Annotated in this window: 13 protein-coding genes; 6 read left to right on the top strand and 7 right to left on the bottom strand. The window is 63.8% G+C overall.

What is annotated here, in order from left to right; translation table 11 throughout:
• Positions 1-14 precede the first annotated feature (14 nt).
• The 3 genes from deoC to xapA all read right to left on the bottom strand — a co-directional run bounded on the left by deoC (position 15) and on the right by xapA (position 3,077).
• Positions 15-977: a deoxyribose-phosphate aldolase gene (gene deoC, locus KT882_RS07490; protein ID WP_228895142.1), complete on the bottom strand. Its 963-nt coding sequence runs from the start codon at positions 975-977 to the stop codon at positions 15-17.
• A complete protein-coding gene (locus KT882_RS07485; protein WP_161072565.1) occupies positions 974-2,167 on the bottom strand; it encodes a phosphopentomutase in 1,194 nt (397 codons plus the stop codon). The genes deoC and KT882_RS07485 overlap by 4 nt, the downstream gene beginning before the upstream one ends.
• 70 nt (positions 2,168-2,237) lie before the next feature.
• Positions 2,238-3,077: a xanthosine phosphorylase gene (gene xapA / locus KT882_RS07480; protein WP_161072566.1), complete on the bottom strand. Its 840-nt coding sequence runs from the start codon at positions 3,075-3,077 to the stop codon at positions 2,238-2,240.
• A 236-nt stretch (positions 3,078-3,313) separates the two neighbouring features.
• Between xapA and KT882_RS07475 the strand changes: the two genes are divergently transcribed.
• From KT882_RS07475 to KT882_RS07465, 3 genes are read left to right on the top strand one after another with little or no spacing between them, the layout of a single operon-like run.
• A complete protein-coding gene (locus KT882_RS07475; RefSeq protein ID WP_228895140.1) occupies positions 3,314-4,429 on the top strand; it encodes a carbohydrate kinase in 1,116 nt (371 codons plus the stop codon).
• A gap of 9 nt (positions 4,430-4,438) precedes the next feature.
• Positions 4,439-5,359, top strand: a complete 921-nt coding sequence (locus KT882_RS07470; protein ID WP_161072568.1) for a pseudouridine-5'-phosphate glycosidase — start codon at positions 4,439-4,441, stop codon at positions 5,357-5,359.
• A 12-nt stretch (positions 5,360-5,371) separates the two neighbouring features.
• Positions 5,372-6,271 (top strand): LysR family transcriptional regulator, encoded by a 900-nt coding sequence (locus KT882_RS07465; RefSeq protein ID WP_161072569.1) that lies wholly within the window; start codon positions 5,372-5,374, stop codon positions 6,269-6,271.
• Between the two features lie 144 nt (positions 6,272-6,415).
• On the opposite strand, the gene pcp is transcribed toward KT882_RS07465, so the two are convergent.
• From pcp to KT882_RS07445, 4 genes are all read right to left on the bottom strand, one after another.
• Entirely contained in the window at positions 6,416-7,063 is a 648-nt protein-coding gene (pcp, locus tag KT882_RS07460) for a pyroglutamyl-peptidase I (RefSeq protein ID WP_228895138.1), read from the bottom strand.
• Positions 7,064-7,065: 2 nt separating this feature from the next.
• A complete protein-coding gene (locus tag KT882_RS07455; protein ID WP_161072571.1) occupies positions 7,066-8,022 on the bottom strand; it encodes a DUF979 domain-containing protein in 957 nt (318 codons plus the stop codon).
• Positions 8,019-8,765, bottom strand: a complete 747-nt coding sequence (locus KT882_RS07450; protein ID WP_228895136.1) for a DUF969 domain-containing protein — start codon at positions 8,763-8,765, stop codon at positions 8,019-8,021. Before KT882_RS07450 ends, KT882_RS07455 begins: the two co-directional genes overlap by 4 nt.
• A gap of 69 nt (positions 8,766-8,834) precedes the next feature.
• The gene (locus KT882_RS07445; RefSeq protein ID WP_228896566.1) at positions 8,835-11,087 is read right to left on the bottom strand and encodes a TonB-dependent receptor; all 2,253 of its coding nucleotides are present in this window, start codon (positions 11,085-11,087) and stop codon (positions 8,835-8,837) included.
• 518 nt (positions 11,088-11,605) lie between these two features.
• On the opposite strand from KT882_RS07445, the gene KT882_RS07440 reads away from it, so the two are divergent.
• The 3 genes from KT882_RS07440 to KT882_RS07430 all read left to right on the top strand — a co-directional run bounded on the left by KT882_RS07440 (position 11,606) and on the right by KT882_RS07430 (position 15,292).
• The gene (locus KT882_RS07440; RefSeq protein WP_161072573.1) at positions 11,606-12,601 is read left to right on the top strand and encodes a BMP family lipoprotein; all 996 of its coding nucleotides are present in this window, start codon (positions 11,606-11,608) and stop codon (positions 12,599-12,601) included.
• An 85-nt stretch (positions 12,602-12,686) separates the two neighbouring features.
• Positions 12,687-14,216: an ABC transporter ATP-binding protein gene (locus KT882_RS07435; protein ID WP_161072574.1), complete on the top strand. Its 1,530-nt coding sequence runs from the start codon at positions 12,687-12,689 to the stop codon at positions 14,214-14,216.
• Positions 14,213-15,292 (top strand): ABC transporter permease, encoded by a 1,080-nt coding sequence (locus tag KT882_RS07430; RefSeq protein WP_161072575.1) that lies wholly within the window; start codon positions 14,213-14,215, stop codon positions 15,290-15,292. The genes KT882_RS07435 and KT882_RS07430 overlap by 4 nt, the downstream gene beginning before the upstream one ends.
• Positions 15,293-15,296 lie beyond the last annotated feature (4 nt).

The raw sequence follows: 15,296 nt of genomic DNA, 5'->3' as shown, positions 1-15,296 counted from the left end.
CTTCTCGATGTTCTTTACGGTTGCGCGTGACGGTGGGCAGCGGAGTAGTTGCCGGTGACGTAGTGCTCGAGCTGGCGCTCGATGTCGGTCAGCAGGCTCGATGCGCCGATGCGGAACAGGTGCGGCTCCAGCCACTCATTGCCCAGTTCTTCCTTCATCACGGTCATGTATTGCAGGGCGCCCTTCGCGGTGCCCACGCCGCCCGCAGGCTTGTAGCCGATCTTGAAGCCGGTCTGCTCGTAGAACTCGCGGATCGCGCGCACCATCACCAGCGACACGGGAATGGTGGCGTTCACGCCTTCCTTGCCGGTGGAGGTCTTGATGAAGTCCGCGCCTGCCATCATGCAAACCCACGAAGCCTTGGCCACGTTTTCCAGCGTCACCAGGTCGCCGGTGGCCAGGATGGCCTTCACGTGCGCTTCGCCGCAGGCTTTGCGGTAAGCCAGCATTTCGTCGTACAGCGCTTGCCAGTTGCCGGTCAGGACGTGCTGGCGGGTGATGACGATGTCGATCTCAGTGGCGCCTGCGGCCACGCTCAGTTCAATCTCGCGCACCTTGGTTTCCATGCTGGTCAGGCCCGCAGGGAAGCCGGTCGATACGGCGGCGATAGGCAGGCGGCCTTGCAGCACCTGCACGGCAGGCTTGATCATCTCGTGGTACACGCACACGGCGCCGGTGGTCACGTTCAGGTCTTGCAGGCCCAGCGCTTCCACCAGGTCCGAACGCAGCGGACGCATGGCCTTCATGCACAGGCGCTCGACGCGGCCCGGGGTGTCGTCGCCCGACAGCGTGGTCAGGTCGATCAGGCCGATGGCCTTGACCAGCCAGGCGGCCTGGTACTCTTTCTTCACCGAGCGGCGGTTCGCCAGCGAGGCGGCGCGGCGGTCGGCCGCCGCCTTGTTCACGTGGATATGGTTCAGCCAGCTCAGGTCGAGGGCCATTGCCTCGGTGCGCTTGAAGTCGTGCGGGATGGTCATAGGAGGTTGGTTCCGTTGGAAAGTGGTTTCACGCCCAGGTGGTGGGCCAGCGTCTGGCCGATGTCGGAGAAGGTTTCCGAGATGCCGAGCGGGCGCCCTTGCACGCCTGGACCGAAGAAGATCATCGGGATATGTTCGCGGGTGTGGTCCGAGCCGGGCGAGGTGGGATCGCAGCCGTGGTCGGCGGTAATCACGCACAGGTCGCCGTCCTTCATCTTGGCGAAGAACTCGGGCAGGCGGGCGTCCATTTCATGCAGCGCGTTCGAATAGCCTGCCACGTCGCGGCGGTGGCCGAAGGACTGGTCGAAGTCGACGAAGTTGACGAAGGTGAGCGACTTGTCGCCCGCCTCGTCCTGCACTTTCAGCAACGCGTCGAACAGGGCCATATTGTCCGGGCCCTTCACCACGCGGCTCACGCCTTGCGCGGCGTAGATGTCGCTGATCTTGCCCAGGGCGATCACTTCGCCGCCTTCGTTCTTCACATGGTCCAGCAGCGTGGGCGCGTGCGGCGGAATGGCGTAGTCGTGGCGGTTGGAGGTGCGCTTGTAGTTGCCGTTGGCGCCCACGAATGGACGCGCGATGATGCGGCCGATGTTGTAGGGCTTGACCAGCTCATAGGCCTTCTCGCACATATCGTACAGGCGCTCCAGGCCGAAGTGCTCTTCGTGGCAGGCGATCTGCAGCACGGAGTCGGCGGAGGTGTAGAGGATAGGCTTGCCGCTTGCAACGCTCTCGTCGCCCAACTCATTGATGATGGTGGTGCCGGAAGCGTGGCAGTTGCCCAGGAAACCCGGCACGCCGGTCAGTTCCTGCAGCTTGTCGGTCAGCTCTTTCGGGAAGGACGGCACGGTCTTGGGGAAGTAGCCCCAGTCGAACAGCACCGGCACGCCGGCGATTTCCCAGTGGCCGCTCTGCGTGTCCTTGCCGGTCGATTGTTCGCGCGCCGCGCCATAGGCTGCGGTGAAGCCGTCGCGCAGCGGGAAGCCTTCGGCCCACTGGCCGCTGGCTTCGTGGGCGGCAGCGGCCAGGCCCAGTTTTTCCATGTTCGGCAGCGACATCGGCTTGCCTTCCCTGGCAGCCCATGCGGCGATATGGCCGAAGGTGTTGGTGGCGCTGTCGCCGTATTTGCCAGCGTCGGGCGTTGCGCCCAGGCCGAAGGAGTCCAGTAGGAGGATGAATGCGCGTGACATGATAGGCTCGCTCAAAAGGTCAGTTTATGCCGAATAAAGCACAGGGGCGGTCCAGCCGCCCCTTTTCTTATTACGCCTTAGGCGTTTTTGCCACGTTTTCCACGAAGGCCAGGATCAGCTTGATCAGGCTTTCGGCGCCGATGGCGGCGTACTTCAGGGTCTGCTCGTGCGACAGCGGGAACGGCGACAGGCCTTCGGCCAGGTTGGTAATGACGGACACGCCGACCACCTTCAGGCCACAGTGGCGCGCAGGCACCACTTCCGGCACCACCGACATGCCCACCACGTCCGCGCCCAGCGTTTTGAAGGCGCGGATTTCGGCCGGGGTTTCGAAGTTCGGACCGGCGTAGGCGATGTAGACGCCGTCATGCAGCGTGATGGCCTGCTCGGCTGCGGTGCTCTTCAGCAGATTGCGCAGGTCGGCGTCGTAGGCGTTGGCCATGCTGAAGAAGCGCGGGCCGAAGCGTTCGTCGTTCGGGCCTATCATCGGGGTGCCCGGCAGGAAGTTGATGTGGTCGGTCAGCGCCACCAGCGAGCCGGCGTCCACTTCAGGACGCAGCGAACCGGCCGCGTTGGTCACGAACAGGAAGTCCACGCCCAGCAGTTTCAGCGTGCGCACGGCGGAGGTCATCACGCCCAGGCCGTAGCCTTCGTAGAAATGGCCGCGGCCTTTCAGGCACACCATCTGCACGCCGTTCAGGGTGCCCAGCACCATGGCGCCGGCGTGGCCGTGCACGGTGGAGATGGGGAAGCCCGGCAGCTCGTCGAAACCGATAGTCACCGCGTCCGTCATTTGCTCCGCCAGTACGCCCAGGCCGGAACCCAGGATCATGGCCAGGCGTGGCTGGAAGTTCGCTGGCATGCGCGAACGGACGATGGCGGCGGCCTGGAATGGAGAATTGTTAGACATGGTTATCCTCGTTTTAAGTGTTTTATCTGTGAGTTTTGGGCTGCTGCGCGGGGAATGTGACTTACGGCTATACAGGCGACACTATGCCTGAGCCCTATATGTATGGCAAATACCATTTTTCTTGGTCATTTATATGAAAGTCGTATAAATTAGGGGCTGCGCCTCTTTTTTCAGCATTTGACACTGCACGGACATATGTTTACGATGAAAGACAAATGTTTACAAGGCCACCGCCCGTGACGGACACATCCAAAAAAGAGCAGCTCTACGAGCTGATCCGCGCCAACCCCTTCGTCTCCCAGCAAGACCTGGCCGTCGAGCTGCGCCTGTCGCGCTCGGCCGTGGCCGGCCACATCGCCAGCCTGATACGCGAACGCCGCCTGCTCGGCCGCGCCTACGTGCTGCCGGATAAACGCCCTGTACTCTGTATAGGCGCTGCCAACCTGGACCGCAAGTTGCGCACGCTGGAAACGCTGCAAATGGGCACCTCCAATCCGGCCTACGCCGAGGAAGTGCATGGCGGCGTGGCCCGCAACATCGCCGAGAACCTGGCCCGCCTCGGCCTGCCGTCCGCCCTGCTCACCGCCGTGGGCGACGACACGGCCGGCCACTCGCTGCTGCAACAGGCCGAGACGGCCGGCATCGACACGCGCGGCACGCTGCGCCTGAACAATACCTACAGCGGCACCTACACCGCCGTGCTGGACGAGCGCGGCGAAATGGTGCTGGCCCTGGCCGACATGGCGCTGTACGACCAGATGACGCCGGACTTCCTGGCCAGCCGCACGCCGCAGCGCGGCGGCGCCGCGATGGTGGTGGCCGACCTGAACCTGCCGCTGGACAGCGTGGCCGCCCTGCTGCAGGACGCGCAGCGCGACGCCCTGCCGCTCATTATCGTGGCCGTGTCCCAGCCCAAGATGGCGCGCCTGCCGCAAGACCTGCACGGCCTGCGCCTGCTGGTGCTCAACCGCGGAGAACTGGAAACCCGCGTGGGCCGCGCCCTGCCAGACGAAGCCGCGCTGGCGCAAGCCTGCCGCGAAGTGCAGGCGCAAGGCGCGCAGGACCTCATCATCACCTGCGGCGGCGAAGGCGTGTTCCATACCGGCTCGCACACCGGCGCGGAAGGCCTGGGCTGGCTGCCGGCCCCGCAAGTGGACGTAGTGGACGTGACCGGCGCCGGCGACGCCTTTGCCGCCGGCGTGTGCTGGTCCATCTACCAGGGCAACGGCGACCTCACGCTGGCCTGCCGCCGTGGCCTGAAAGTGGCCGCCATGACGCTGGAAAGTCCGGACACCGTCTCCCCCCTGCTGGCCGCCGACATTCTCGACGAGATCAACGAATTCCACTTTTAGGAAACCACCATGCACCAATTCCTCTCCTACTCGGCCGAAGTGGCCAACGCGCGCGCAGCGGGCAAACCCGTCGTGGCGCTGGAATCGACCATCATCTCGCACGGCATGCCTTACCCGCAGAACGTGCAGACCGCGCAGGAAGTTGAACAGATCATCCGCGACGCGGGCGCCGTGCCGGCCACCATCGCCATCATCGGCGGCAAGATCTGCATCGGCCTCTCGCCCGAGCAGCTGGAATTGCTGGGCAACTCGCCGGACGCCATGAAGGTGAGCCGCCGCGACCTGCCCTACGTGCTCTCGACCGGCAAGCTGGGCGCCACCACCGTGGCCGCCACCATGATCTGCGCCGAGCTGGCGGGCATCCATGTCTTCGTCACCGGCGGCATCGGCGGCGTGCACCGTGGCGCCGAGACCAGCTTCGACATCTCGGCCGACCTGCAGGAGCTGGCGCGGACTTCGGTGGCCGTGGTGTGCGCGGGCGTGAAGTCCATCCTCGACATCGGCCTCACGCTGGAATACCTGGAGACGCACGGCGTGCCGGTGGTGAGCGTAGGCCAGCCCGGATTCCCGGCCTTCTTCACGCGCGAAAGCGGCTTCAACGCCGACTTCCAGCTCGATACGCCGGCCGAGCAGGCCTCCTTCATCAACACCAAGTGGAAGCTGGGCCTGAAGGGCGGCGTGGTGGTGAGCGCGCCGGTGCCGCAAGACCAGGCCATGCCGAAGGCGGAGATCGACGCCATCACCGCGCAGGCGCTGGGCGAAGCGGCGGCGGGCGGCGTCACCGGCAAGAAGGTCACACCCTTCCTGCTGGCGCGCATCAAGCAGCTGACCGAGGGCCGCAGCCTGGCCACCAATATCGCCCTGGTAAAGAACAACGCCCGCGTCGGCGCCGAACTGGCGCGCGCACTGCTGGAGCACCCCGTCGTATAACGAAGGCCTGCCATGTCCATCGATCTGAAACAACTAAAGTACTTTCTCGCCGTTGCAGAAGAAAAGAGTTTCAGCCGCGCTGCGGAACGGCTGCACATATCGCAACCGCCGCTGAGCCAGCAGATCATGAAGCTGGAAAGTGAACTGGGCGTGCGCCTGTTCGCGCGCACCACGCGCACCTTCGAGCTGACGGTGGCGGGCAAGGCGCTGATGTCCGAAGCGTCCGAGCTGCTGGCCAAGATGCGCATGACCATAGACACCATCCGCCAGATCGACCGTGGCGAAGTGGGCCGGCTGCGCGTGGGCATCGTGGGTTCGGCGATGTGGGGGCCTATCCCCTCGCTGCTGGAGGAATTCCAGAGCAAGTTCCCGCGCGTGACGTGGACCATCCATGAATTCGGACCGACGGTGCAGTACGACGCGCTGCGCGCCAAGCAGATCGACGTGGGCTTCTGGCGCGAGCCGAAACTGAACGAGGACGACCTGCGCAACGACAACCTGCGCCAGGAGCTGTGCTTCCGCGAGAACGTGTGCGTGGCGCTGAACGAGCACCACCCGCTGGCCAAGCAGGACGCGATCGAGCTGACCGACATCGCCAACGAGCCTATGCTGACGCTGGCGCTCGACAAGTCGGCCTTCCCGCGCTACCTGATCCAGTGCTGCGTGAAGGCGGGCTTCCAGCCCACCATCTTCCAGGAGGCGTCCGAGCCGCAGACGCTGCTGGCCATGGTGGGCGCGGGGCTGGGCGTGGCACTGCTGCCAGAGACCACCAGCCGCATCGGCTGGCCGGGCGTGGTGTTCGTGCCGATCCGCACCAACCCGCCGTCGGCCAATCTGTACATCACCTACACCACGCTGGACGACGCGCCGGTGGTGCGCGCTTTCCTCAACATCCTCAAGCCCGCCACGTGACTGCCGGCGGGTTACGCTCCGCTAACCCGCCCTACGCGACCCATGCGCCCCATGCGAACTACCTGAACCACGCGAACCACCCGAACCACGCGAACACGTAGGGCGGGTTAGGCGGAACGCCGTAACCCGCCAGCGGTGACGCGGCTACTGCGTCGCCCCGCCCTGCACGCGCACATCGGCCACGGTGGCGAGCGTGGTGCGCACCGCGATGCGCAGGCCTTCAATCATATCCGCCAGCGCCATGCTGGCCGCACCCGGGTGCGCCGCCGCCTGCTGGGGCAAATATGGAATGTGGATGAACCCCGCCCGCATCGCCCTCCGCCCCTTCGCTGCGGCATGCATCAGCCCATAAAACACGTGGTTGCACACAAAAGTGCCCGCCGTCTGCGACACCGAAGCAGGCAGCCCCGCTTCCCGCAGCGCGCCCACGATGGCCTTGATCGGCAGCGTGGAAAAATACGCCGCCGGGCCGCCCGGCACAATGGCCTCGTCCACCAGCTGCTGCTGACGGTTGTCCCTGATCGGCGCGTCGTCCACATTGATGGCCACGCGTTCCACAGACAAGTCGCAGCGCCCGCCCGCCTGCCCCACCGCGATCACCACCGCAGGATGAAGCTCCGCCACCGCCTGCGCCATCGCCTCGTTGGCCTCGCCGAACACGCAGGGCAACTGGCGCGCCACCACGCGGAAGCCGTCCTCGCTCCAGCCGTCCAGCGCGCGCACGGCTTCCCAGGCGGGGTTGATGGTCTCTTGGTTAAACGGCTCGAAGCCGGTCAGCAGTATCGTTTTCATCGTCAATAGTTCATCAGGAAGTACAACAGCAGTATATTCGCCCCCAGCAGCGGCAGCGCAGTGGGGATCTGGGCCTTGATGACGGCGTGCTTGTCGTGCAGGTCCAGCAGCGCGGCGGGCACAATGTTGAAGTTGGCGGCCATGGGCGTCATCAGCGTGCCGCAGTAGCCGCTGAACATGCCGATGGCGGCCATGACCGCCGGATTGGCGCCGTACACGTTCACCAGCACGGGTATGCCGACGCCGCCCGCCATCACAGGGAAAGCGGCGAAGCCGTTGCCCATGACAATGGTGAACAGCGCCATGCCGCCGCAGTACACGGCCACCGCCACCAGCTTGTAGTCCATATTGATGTAGGAGGTGCTGACGTGGGCCACGGCCTTGCCCACGCCCGCCTCCGTGAACAGCAGCCCAAGCACGGCCAGCATGTGCGGCAGAACGATGGCCCAGCCCATGGCGTCGACCAGGCGCCGCTGCTCGCGCGCGGCCTGCAGCGGTGTGGCGCGCAGCATAACGCAGGCAACCGCCACCGCGATCACCGAGGCGCAGCCCAGCGCGGCCAGGGTGAGGTGCTTCTGCTCGAACAGGAAAAGGCCGCCCAGCTTGACGTCCTTGAGCAAGGTGGCGCAGGCCATGGTGACGCCGGGGATGATGAGCGCGGGCACGAACAGCTTGTTGCCCAAGCGCTGGGCGCTGCTGCGGCGCTCGGACTCGGGCAGATTATTCGGCGCGCCCATGCGCACGCCGCCAAAGCCGGCCAGCAGCGCCATGGTGATCATGATGGCGCCCGCCGTCGCTTCCGGCAGCGCTTCGCCAGCCAGATAAATTGCGGCGTACAGCGCCCAGAACAGCGCCGTCGTGTGGCGGCGCGGGTTGCTGCGGTCGGCCAGCGTGAGCAGCGCGATCAGCGCCAGCACGGCGCCCAGCAGCAGGTAAAAGTATTCCAGCTTGAAGATCATGGCTGGCCTCCGCTCGGCAGCGGAGCGGCTGCACCTGCTGCGGCCTTGCCTGCGGCGGCAAGCAGCTCGCTTTCAATTTCGCGGTCCAGGCGGCGCAAGCGCCAGGCGTGGATGATGTAGGCCGTCACGGCGGTGGGTATGCCCCACATGGCCACGTGCAGCGGGTCAACCTCGATGCCCTCCCCTCGCAGGATGGTCTGCATCAGCACGATGGCGCCGAAGGCCACGAAGATGTCCTCGCCGAAGAACAGGCCCACGTTGTCCGTGGCGGCGGCCATGGCGCGCACGCGCTGGCGCAGGCGTTCGCTCAGGCCCGGGTGGCGCAGCTCGGCCGCCGCTTCCGCCATCGGCGCCACCAGCGGCCGCACCATGTTCGGATGCCCGCCCAGGCTGGTCAGCCCGCCGGCGGCGGACAATTCGCGCACCGTCAGGTAGACAATCAGTATGCGCCCCGCCGTCGCCGCCTTCACGCGGGCGATGGCGGCCTGCGCGTGCTCGCGCAAGCCGTAGCGCTCCAGCAGGCCGATCGCGGCCAGCGGCAGCAGATAGATCAGCGGCAGGTTGCGCGTCTTGACGAAGGCCCTGCCCAGCGACGCCAGCAAGGCCTCCACCGGCATCATGGCGGCGAAGCCCGTTGTGAAGCACGCCGCCGCCACCACCAGCACCGGATGCGCGCGCAGCAAAAAGCCCACCACGATCACCGCCACGCCCAGCAAGGGCCATAAACTTACCGCTGTCTGCATCCCGCCGCTCCTGAAAGTAAAAAAGCCCGCACATCTTACGATGCGCGGGCTTCGCCAACGAAGAACTTATTAGAAGTTCGCTTTGAACTGCACGCCGTAGGTGCGCGGTTCGTTGACGATACCGGTCAGGTTGTTGAAGTCGATCGCGGCGATGACTTGCTCGCGGCCGGTGATGTTGCGGCCGTAAGCGGCGACTTCGTACTTGCCGTCAGCCCATTTGTAGCCGGCGCGCAGGCCGCCTTCCAGCATGGATTTGGCTTTGTATTCCTTCGCTTCGTACAGGAACATATTGTATTTGTCGCGGTAAGCCCAGTCGGTGTAGGCGTAGAACTCGCCGTTGGCCACAGGAGTGCTGTAGCGCAGCGTGAAGTTGCCCACCCACTTGGGCGCGCGCGGCAGCGGGTTGCCGTTGATCAGCGCAACCGTGGAGCCGCCGATGGTCTTGGTTGGGTTGGTGACGGTGCAGCCATTGCCGCATGGCGCCACGAACAGGCCTGCGTCCTTGATCTCGGTGTCGTTGTAGCTGCCGCCGATGGTGGCGCGCCATTCTTCCGAGATAATGGCTTGCATGTCCAGCTCGAAGCCCTGGCCTTCAGCCTTGTCCGCATTGACCAGGCGGTTCTGGTTGACGGCGCCCGAACCTGCGGTCAGCTGCAGGTCTTTCACGCGGTACTTGAACACCGAAGCCGACAGGCGCGCACGCTTGTTCAGGAAGTCCTGCTTGATACCGGCTTCCACCGACAGGTTCTTCTCCGAATCGCCCACCGAGATGGTGTCGCCGAACAGCACGCGGCCCTGGATCGACGGAGCGCGGTAGCCGGTCGCAATGCGGCCGTACACGTTGGTGTTCTTGTCGATCTCGTAGTTGGTGCTCAGGTCCCAGCTGATGTTGGTGTCTTTCGGATGCGCGAACAGCGGGCCGACGTTCTTGCCGCCGAAGGGAGTCAGCGTGCGGGCTGCCACGAAGTCCTTCTTGTCGTCGGTGTAGCGCACGCCGGCGCGCACTTTCCAAACGTCGCTCAGCGCGTAGTTGACGGAGCCGAAGGCCGCCCACGAGCGCGAGTTCTGGGTCTGCTGTGCATAGCCGTTGACTACGCCGCCGCCCAGGGTGTCGAAGTTGAAGCTGTCGACAACGATGTCTTCCTTGAAGTAGTACACGCCGCCGATCCACTGCAGGCGGTCCTTGGTGTTGGACTCGACGCGGAACTCTTGCGAGATCTGCTTGTGGTCCGGCAGGCCGTCGGCGGTTTCGGAGGTGAACGGGATGAAGGCAGGAGCCGGGCCGGAGGTGGCGCCGGAACCGTAGCCGCCGTCCACGTCGGCGCGGCTGTAGAACTTGGCCTTCTCGTAGCCGGTGATGGAGTGCAGCGTCATCGTCGGCAGGTCGTAGCGCAGGGTCAGGCTGGAGCCGGTGACTTTCAGCTTCTGGGTGTTGAAGCCGTCGGTCGGGTAGCGGCCATAGTCAAAGCCGTCCACGATCTCGTTGGTGCCCTTCTTGATGATGCCGGCGCGGAACAGGGTGGCGCTGCCGTCCATGTCGCGGTGGTGCACATTGAACAGGGCGCTGAAGTCCTTGTTAGGCTTGAACGCCACCTGCACGCGGGCCGCGTTGTCCTTGTAGCCTTCGAAGTCCTGAGTGCCGGTGATGCGCGGGTTGTGCACGCGGTCGTCGCGCGACTGCGATTGCAGCGATACGCGGGCGCTGATCATCTCGTTGATCGGCAGGTTGAAGGCGCCTTCGGCATTGAACACGCCGTCCTTGCCGAAGCCGGCCGACACATAGCCTTCCTGCTTGTTGGTCGGCTTGACCGAGTCGAACTTGATCACGCCGGCTGGCGAGTTGCGGCCGAACAGCGTACCTTGCGGGCCGCGCAGCACTTCAATCTGTTCCACGTCGAAGACCGGGAAGCCTTTCAGCATCGGCGACTCCTGCACCACGCCGTCGTACACCAGGCCCACAGGCTGGGAGGCGTTCAGGTCGAAGTCGGTGTTGCCCAGGCCGCGGATGTAGAAGCGCGGGAAGGAACGGCCGAAGTCCGATTCCACGTTCAGCGACGGGGTACGGCCGGACATGAAGCGGATGTCGTCGCCGCCAGCGGTCAGCACGTCCAGCTTTTCGCCTTTCATGGTGGAGATGGCCATAGGCACATCCTTGATGTTTTCCGAGCGGCGCGCTGCCGTCACGATCACCGTTTCAAGCTGGCCGGCTTGCGCCTTGGCGTCGGCTTGGGCGGCTTCCTGGGCCATCGCGCCTTGCAGCGGGAAGGCGCCGGCGATCGCCAGGGCGATCAGCGTGCGGGACGCGTACTTACTTTTTGTCATCATGAACCAGCTCCTAGCAGGGATTGCTTTACAAAAAACCAATAAAATCGTTACAAGGGCGAATCCTAGCATGAAACCTTTTAACTGGAAATTACGGCGCAATAGATTCAATTTATATGATTCACATATAAATAAACAATAAAAAACGTATTTGCCATACATATACCGGCTCATGCATAGTAAGTGGCTATCCAACCGTCATGCGGACCACTTATATAGTGCATTGCGGCGAGAGTGCCGCAGAGGGTGGCAAGGCGGTGGCGGCGAGGTGGAAGCGGCGTGCCGATTTGGCAAGAGCAAACGGCAACAGCATGAAAAAGCAACAACGTAAAATAAATTTTGGGCTTTATACAATGTTGCAGCAGCACGACAAGGCGGCGACACAATATGACCAAGTTTCACGCTTTTGATGCGATGCAGGAAAAACAATAAATCGGGGCATTGCCTCTAAAAAACAGCCCAAGTTACATGTTCTGGCCGCAAAAAATATACAATATCGAACTTCCAGGAGCCTACTCATGAAAATCAAACAACTCAGTCTGACGATCGCCGCCATGTGCGTGGCAGCTGGCGCCTGCGCCGCTGACCCGAAACTGGCCATCGTCTACGACGCGGGCGGCAAGTTCGACAAGTCGTTCAACCAGTCCGCTTCCGAAGGCGCCGCGCGCTTCAAGAAAGACACCAACATCAGCTTCCTCGAAGCGCAAGCCAGCAGCGACACGCAAGCCGAGCAGGTTCTGCGCGGCCTGGCCCGCAAGAATATGGACCTGATCGCCTCCATCGGCTTCGCGCAAACGCAAGCGGTGCAGAAGGTCGCCAAGGAATTTCCGAAAGTCCGCTTCGTGCTGATCGACGGCGTGGCGCAAGGCGCCAACGTGAACTCGATCACCTTCAAGGAAGAAGAAGGTTCCTACCTGGTGGGCGTGGCCGGCGTGATGGCCTCCAAGAGCAAGAAGCTGGGCTTCATCGGCGGCATCGACATTCCGCTGATCCGCACCTTCGCCTGCGGCTACGCGCAAGGCGCGAAAGCCACCGACAAGAAAGCGGAAGTATTCCAGAACATGGTGGGCACCACCTCGGCCGCATGGAACGATCCGGCCAAGGGCGGCGAACTGGCGCGCTCGCAGTTCGAACGCGGCGTGGACGTGGTGTTCGCAGTGGCCGGCGGCTCGGGCATGGGCACGCTGCAGACGGCCAAGGAAAAAGGCAAGCTGTCGATCGGCGTCGATTCCAACCAGAACAGCCTGTACCCAGGCAGCGTGCTGACCTCCATGGTCAAGCGCATCGACAATGCCGTGTATGATTCCTTCATGCAGATGAAGAACGGCACCTGGAAAGCCGGCGTACTGGCCAAGGGCCTGAAAGAAGGCGGCGTGGACTGGGCTCTCGATGAGCACAACCGCAAGCTGATCACCCCGGAAATCGAAAAGAAAGTCCTGGGCGTGCGCAAAGACATTATCGACGGCAAAGTAAAAGTGATCGACTACCGTACTGGCAACAGCTGCCCGGTCTAATCACGTGATTCAAAAAGAGAACGCGCCGGCGGGTTTTCCCGTCCGGCGCGTTTTTCAGTCATAGCAACCATCATCCAGTGATCCTATGCACCCAGCAGTAGAATTTCGCGGCATCTCCAAGCAGTTCGGAGCGGTCAAGGCGAACACGGACGTCAGCTTCAGCATCGCCAAGGGCGCCATTCATGGCCTGGTGGGCGAGAACGGCGCCGGCAAATCGACCCTGATGAGCATCCTGTACGGATATTACCGCGCCGACGGCGGGGAGATCCTGCTCGACGGCCAGGCCCGCAACATCCACAGCAGCCACGAGGCCATCCATCTCGGCATCGGCATGGTGCACCAGCACTTCATGCTGGTCGAGAACATGACCGTGCTCGACAACGTGATGCTGGGCGCGGAAGGCGGCTTCAAGCTGGCCAACAAGCGCGCCGCGGTGGAGGCGCAGCTGCGCGAGATCTGCACGCGCTACCGCCTGGACGTCGATCCGCTGGCCACCATCCACGACCTGTCCGTGGGCGCCCAGCAGCGCGTGGAGATCCTCAAGCAGATCTACCGCAGCGCCAACATCCTGATCCTGGACGAGCCGACCGCCGTGCTGACCGCGCAGGAGACCGAGTCGCTGTTCGACATCCTGCGCCTGTTCAAGGAGCAGGGCAAGACCATCATCCTGATCACGCACAAGCTGCAGGAAATCCTCGACATCACCGACACCGTGACCGTGATGCGCGGCGGCCGCGTGGTGGGTGCGGTGGAAACCGCGCAGACCTCGAAAGAGGCGCTGGCCAATATGATGGTGGGCCGCCCGATTGAGAACAACCTGCCGCGCGGCGCCTACAATCCCGGCGCGCCGGTGCTGGAAGTGCGCGACCTGCAGCTGACCGACGACCAGGGCGTGGTCCTGCTGGACAAGCTCAATTTCACGCTGCGCGCGGGCGAGATCGTCGCCATCGCCGGCGTGTCCGGCAACGGCCAGAGCGAGCTGATGGAAATCCTGTCCGGCATGCGTTTGCCCACCTCGGGCCAGGTGGACTTCCAGGGCAAGGCCCTGCCCTACGCGGGCCGCTCGGACGCCGACGGCCTGCCGCTGGAGTTCCGCCACCTGGGCATAGGCCATGTGCCGGAAGACCGCCTGCGCGACGGCGTGATCAAGAACTTCTCGGTCATGCACAACACCTTCTTCGGCTACCAGGACCGCGTGAAAAACGGCTGGGGCCTGATCGACTTCAAGGGCGTGGCCGAGCGCTGCGCCGGCCTGCTGAAGGCCTTCGACGTGCGTCCTGCCAATCCGGACCTGCGCATCGGCCTGCTCTCCGGCGGCAACCAGCAGAAAGTGGTGATCGCGCGCGAAGTGCTGGCGAGCCCGAAGCTGATGCTGGTGGGCCAGCCCACGCGCGGCGTGGACATCGGCACCATCGAGTCCATCCACACCCAGCTGCTCGCCCTGCGCGACGCGGGCGTGGCCATCCTGCTGGTCTCCGTGGAGCTGGAAGAAGTGCGCGCGCTGGCGGACCGCATCCTGGTCATGTGCGGCGGCAGCATCACCGGCGAACTGAAAATCGACGAATTCGACACCACCCGCATCGGCTTGCTGATGGGCGGGATGCATAAATCATGAACACTAACGATATGCCACGCTGGGCGACAGCCTTTGTCCTGCCCTTACTGAACCTGCTGTCGGCGCTGCTGGTGGCGGCCCTGGTGATCCACCTGCTCGGTGAAGATCCGCTGGACTCCCTGCGCATCCTGATCAACAGCGCCATCGTCAACCCCGAAGGCCTGAGCTACACGCTGTTCTACGCCTCCACCTTTATCTTCACCGGCCTGTCGGTGTCGATCGCCATGCAGGCCGGCCTGTTCAACATCGGCTCCGAAGGCCAGATGTATATCGGCGGCCTGGGGCTGACCATCGCCATGCTGGCCCTGGACGCATCGCTGCCGTGGTGGCTGCTGATCCCCTGCGGCATAGTCGGCGCGGCCCTCTTCGGCGCGCTGTGGGGCTTCCTGCCCGGCTACCTGCAAGCCAAGCGCGGCAGCCACATCGTGGTGACCACGATTATGTTCAACTTCATCGCCGCGTCGCTGATGAACTTCTTCATCGTGAAATACATGATACCGGCGGGCGAGCAGAACACCGCCAGCCGCGTGTTCTCGGCCGCCGCCGAAATGCCGCGCCTGAACACCTGGTTCCCGGTGCTGGGCGACACGCCGCTCAACGTAAGCTTCCTGCTGGCCATCGTGGCGCTGGCCATCTACGGCCTGGTGGTCACGCGTTCGGCCTGGGGCTACAAGCTGCGCGCCACCGGCTTGAACAAGCACGCCGCGCACTACGCCGGCATCCGCATCAGCAAGATGATCATCGTCGTCATGCTGATTTCGGGCGCACTGGCCGGCCTGGGTTCGGTCAACTCCATCATGGGCTCGACCCACTACCTGTCGCTCAACTTCGTCGGCGGCGCCGGCTTCGTCGGCATCGCGATTGCGCTGATGGGCCGCCAGCACCCGGTCGGCATCTTCCTGTCGGCCGTGCTGTTCGGCGCACTGATCCAGGGCGGCTTCGACCTGTCGCTGGAAAAACCGAACATTCCGACCGAAACCTTTATCTTCATCCAGGGCCTGATCATCCTGTTCTGCGGCGCCATGGAGAACTTCTACGCACCAGCCATCATGAAGCTGATCAAGGCCAAGGGGTAATGAC

It is taken from the genome of Pseudoduganella aquatica, from assembly GCF_020865585.1.
Taxonomy (GTDB): domain Bacteria; phylum Pseudomonadota; class Gammaproteobacteria; order Burkholderiales; family Burkholderiaceae_D; genus Rugamonas; species Rugamonas aquatica_A.
Note: the sequence above shows the minus strand (reverse complement) of the source record. Positions and strands in the feature narration are given on the sequence as shown.

Excerpts from the sequence above, each read along its gene's own strand:
- deoC (WP_228895142.1), bottom strand. The coding sequence starts at position 977 with ATGACCATCCCGCACGACTTCAAGCGCACCGAGGCAATGGCCCTCGAC.
- KT882_RS07485 (WP_161072565.1), bottom strand. The coding sequence starts at position 2,167 with ATGTCACGCGCATTCATCCTCCTACTGGACTCCTTCGGCCTGGGCGCA.
- xapA (WP_161072566.1), bottom strand. The coding sequence starts at position 3,077 with ATGTCTAACAATTCTCCATTCCAGGCCGCCGCCATCGTCCGTTCGCGC.
- KT882_RS07470 (WP_161072568.1), top strand. The coding sequence starts at position 4,439 with ATGCACCAATTCCTCTCCTACTCGGCCGAAGTGGCCAACGCGCGCGCA.
- KT882_RS07465 (WP_161072569.1), top strand. The coding sequence starts at position 5,372 with ATGTCCATCGATCTGAAACAACTAAAGTACTTTCTCGCCGTTGCAGAA.
- pcp (WP_228895138.1), bottom strand. The coding sequence starts at position 7,063 with ATGAAAACGATACTGCTGACCGGCTTCGAGCCGTTTAACCAAGAGACC.
- KT882_RS07455 (WP_161072571.1), bottom strand. The coding sequence starts at position 8,022 with ATGATCTTCAAGCTGGAATACTTTTACCTGCTGCTGGGCGCCGTGCTG.
- KT882_RS07450 (WP_228895136.1), bottom strand. The coding sequence starts at position 8,765 with ATGCAGACAGCGGTAAGTTTATGGCCCTTGCTGGGCGTGGCGGTGATC.
- KT882_RS07445 (WP_228896566.1), bottom strand. The coding sequence starts at position 11,087 with ATGACAAAAAGTAAGTACGCGTCCCGCACGCTGATCGCCCTGGCGATC.
- KT882_RS07440 (WP_161072573.1), top strand. The coding sequence starts at position 11,606 with ATGAAAATCAAACAACTCAGTCTGACGATCGCCGCCATGTGCGTGGCA.
- KT882_RS07435 (WP_161072574.1), top strand. The coding sequence starts at position 12,687 with ATGCACCCAGCAGTAGAATTTCGCGGCATCTCCAAGCAGTTCGGAGCG.
- KT882_RS07430 (WP_161072575.1), top strand. The coding sequence starts at position 14,213 with ATGAACACTAACGATATGCCACGCTGGGCGACAGCCTTTGTCCTGCCC.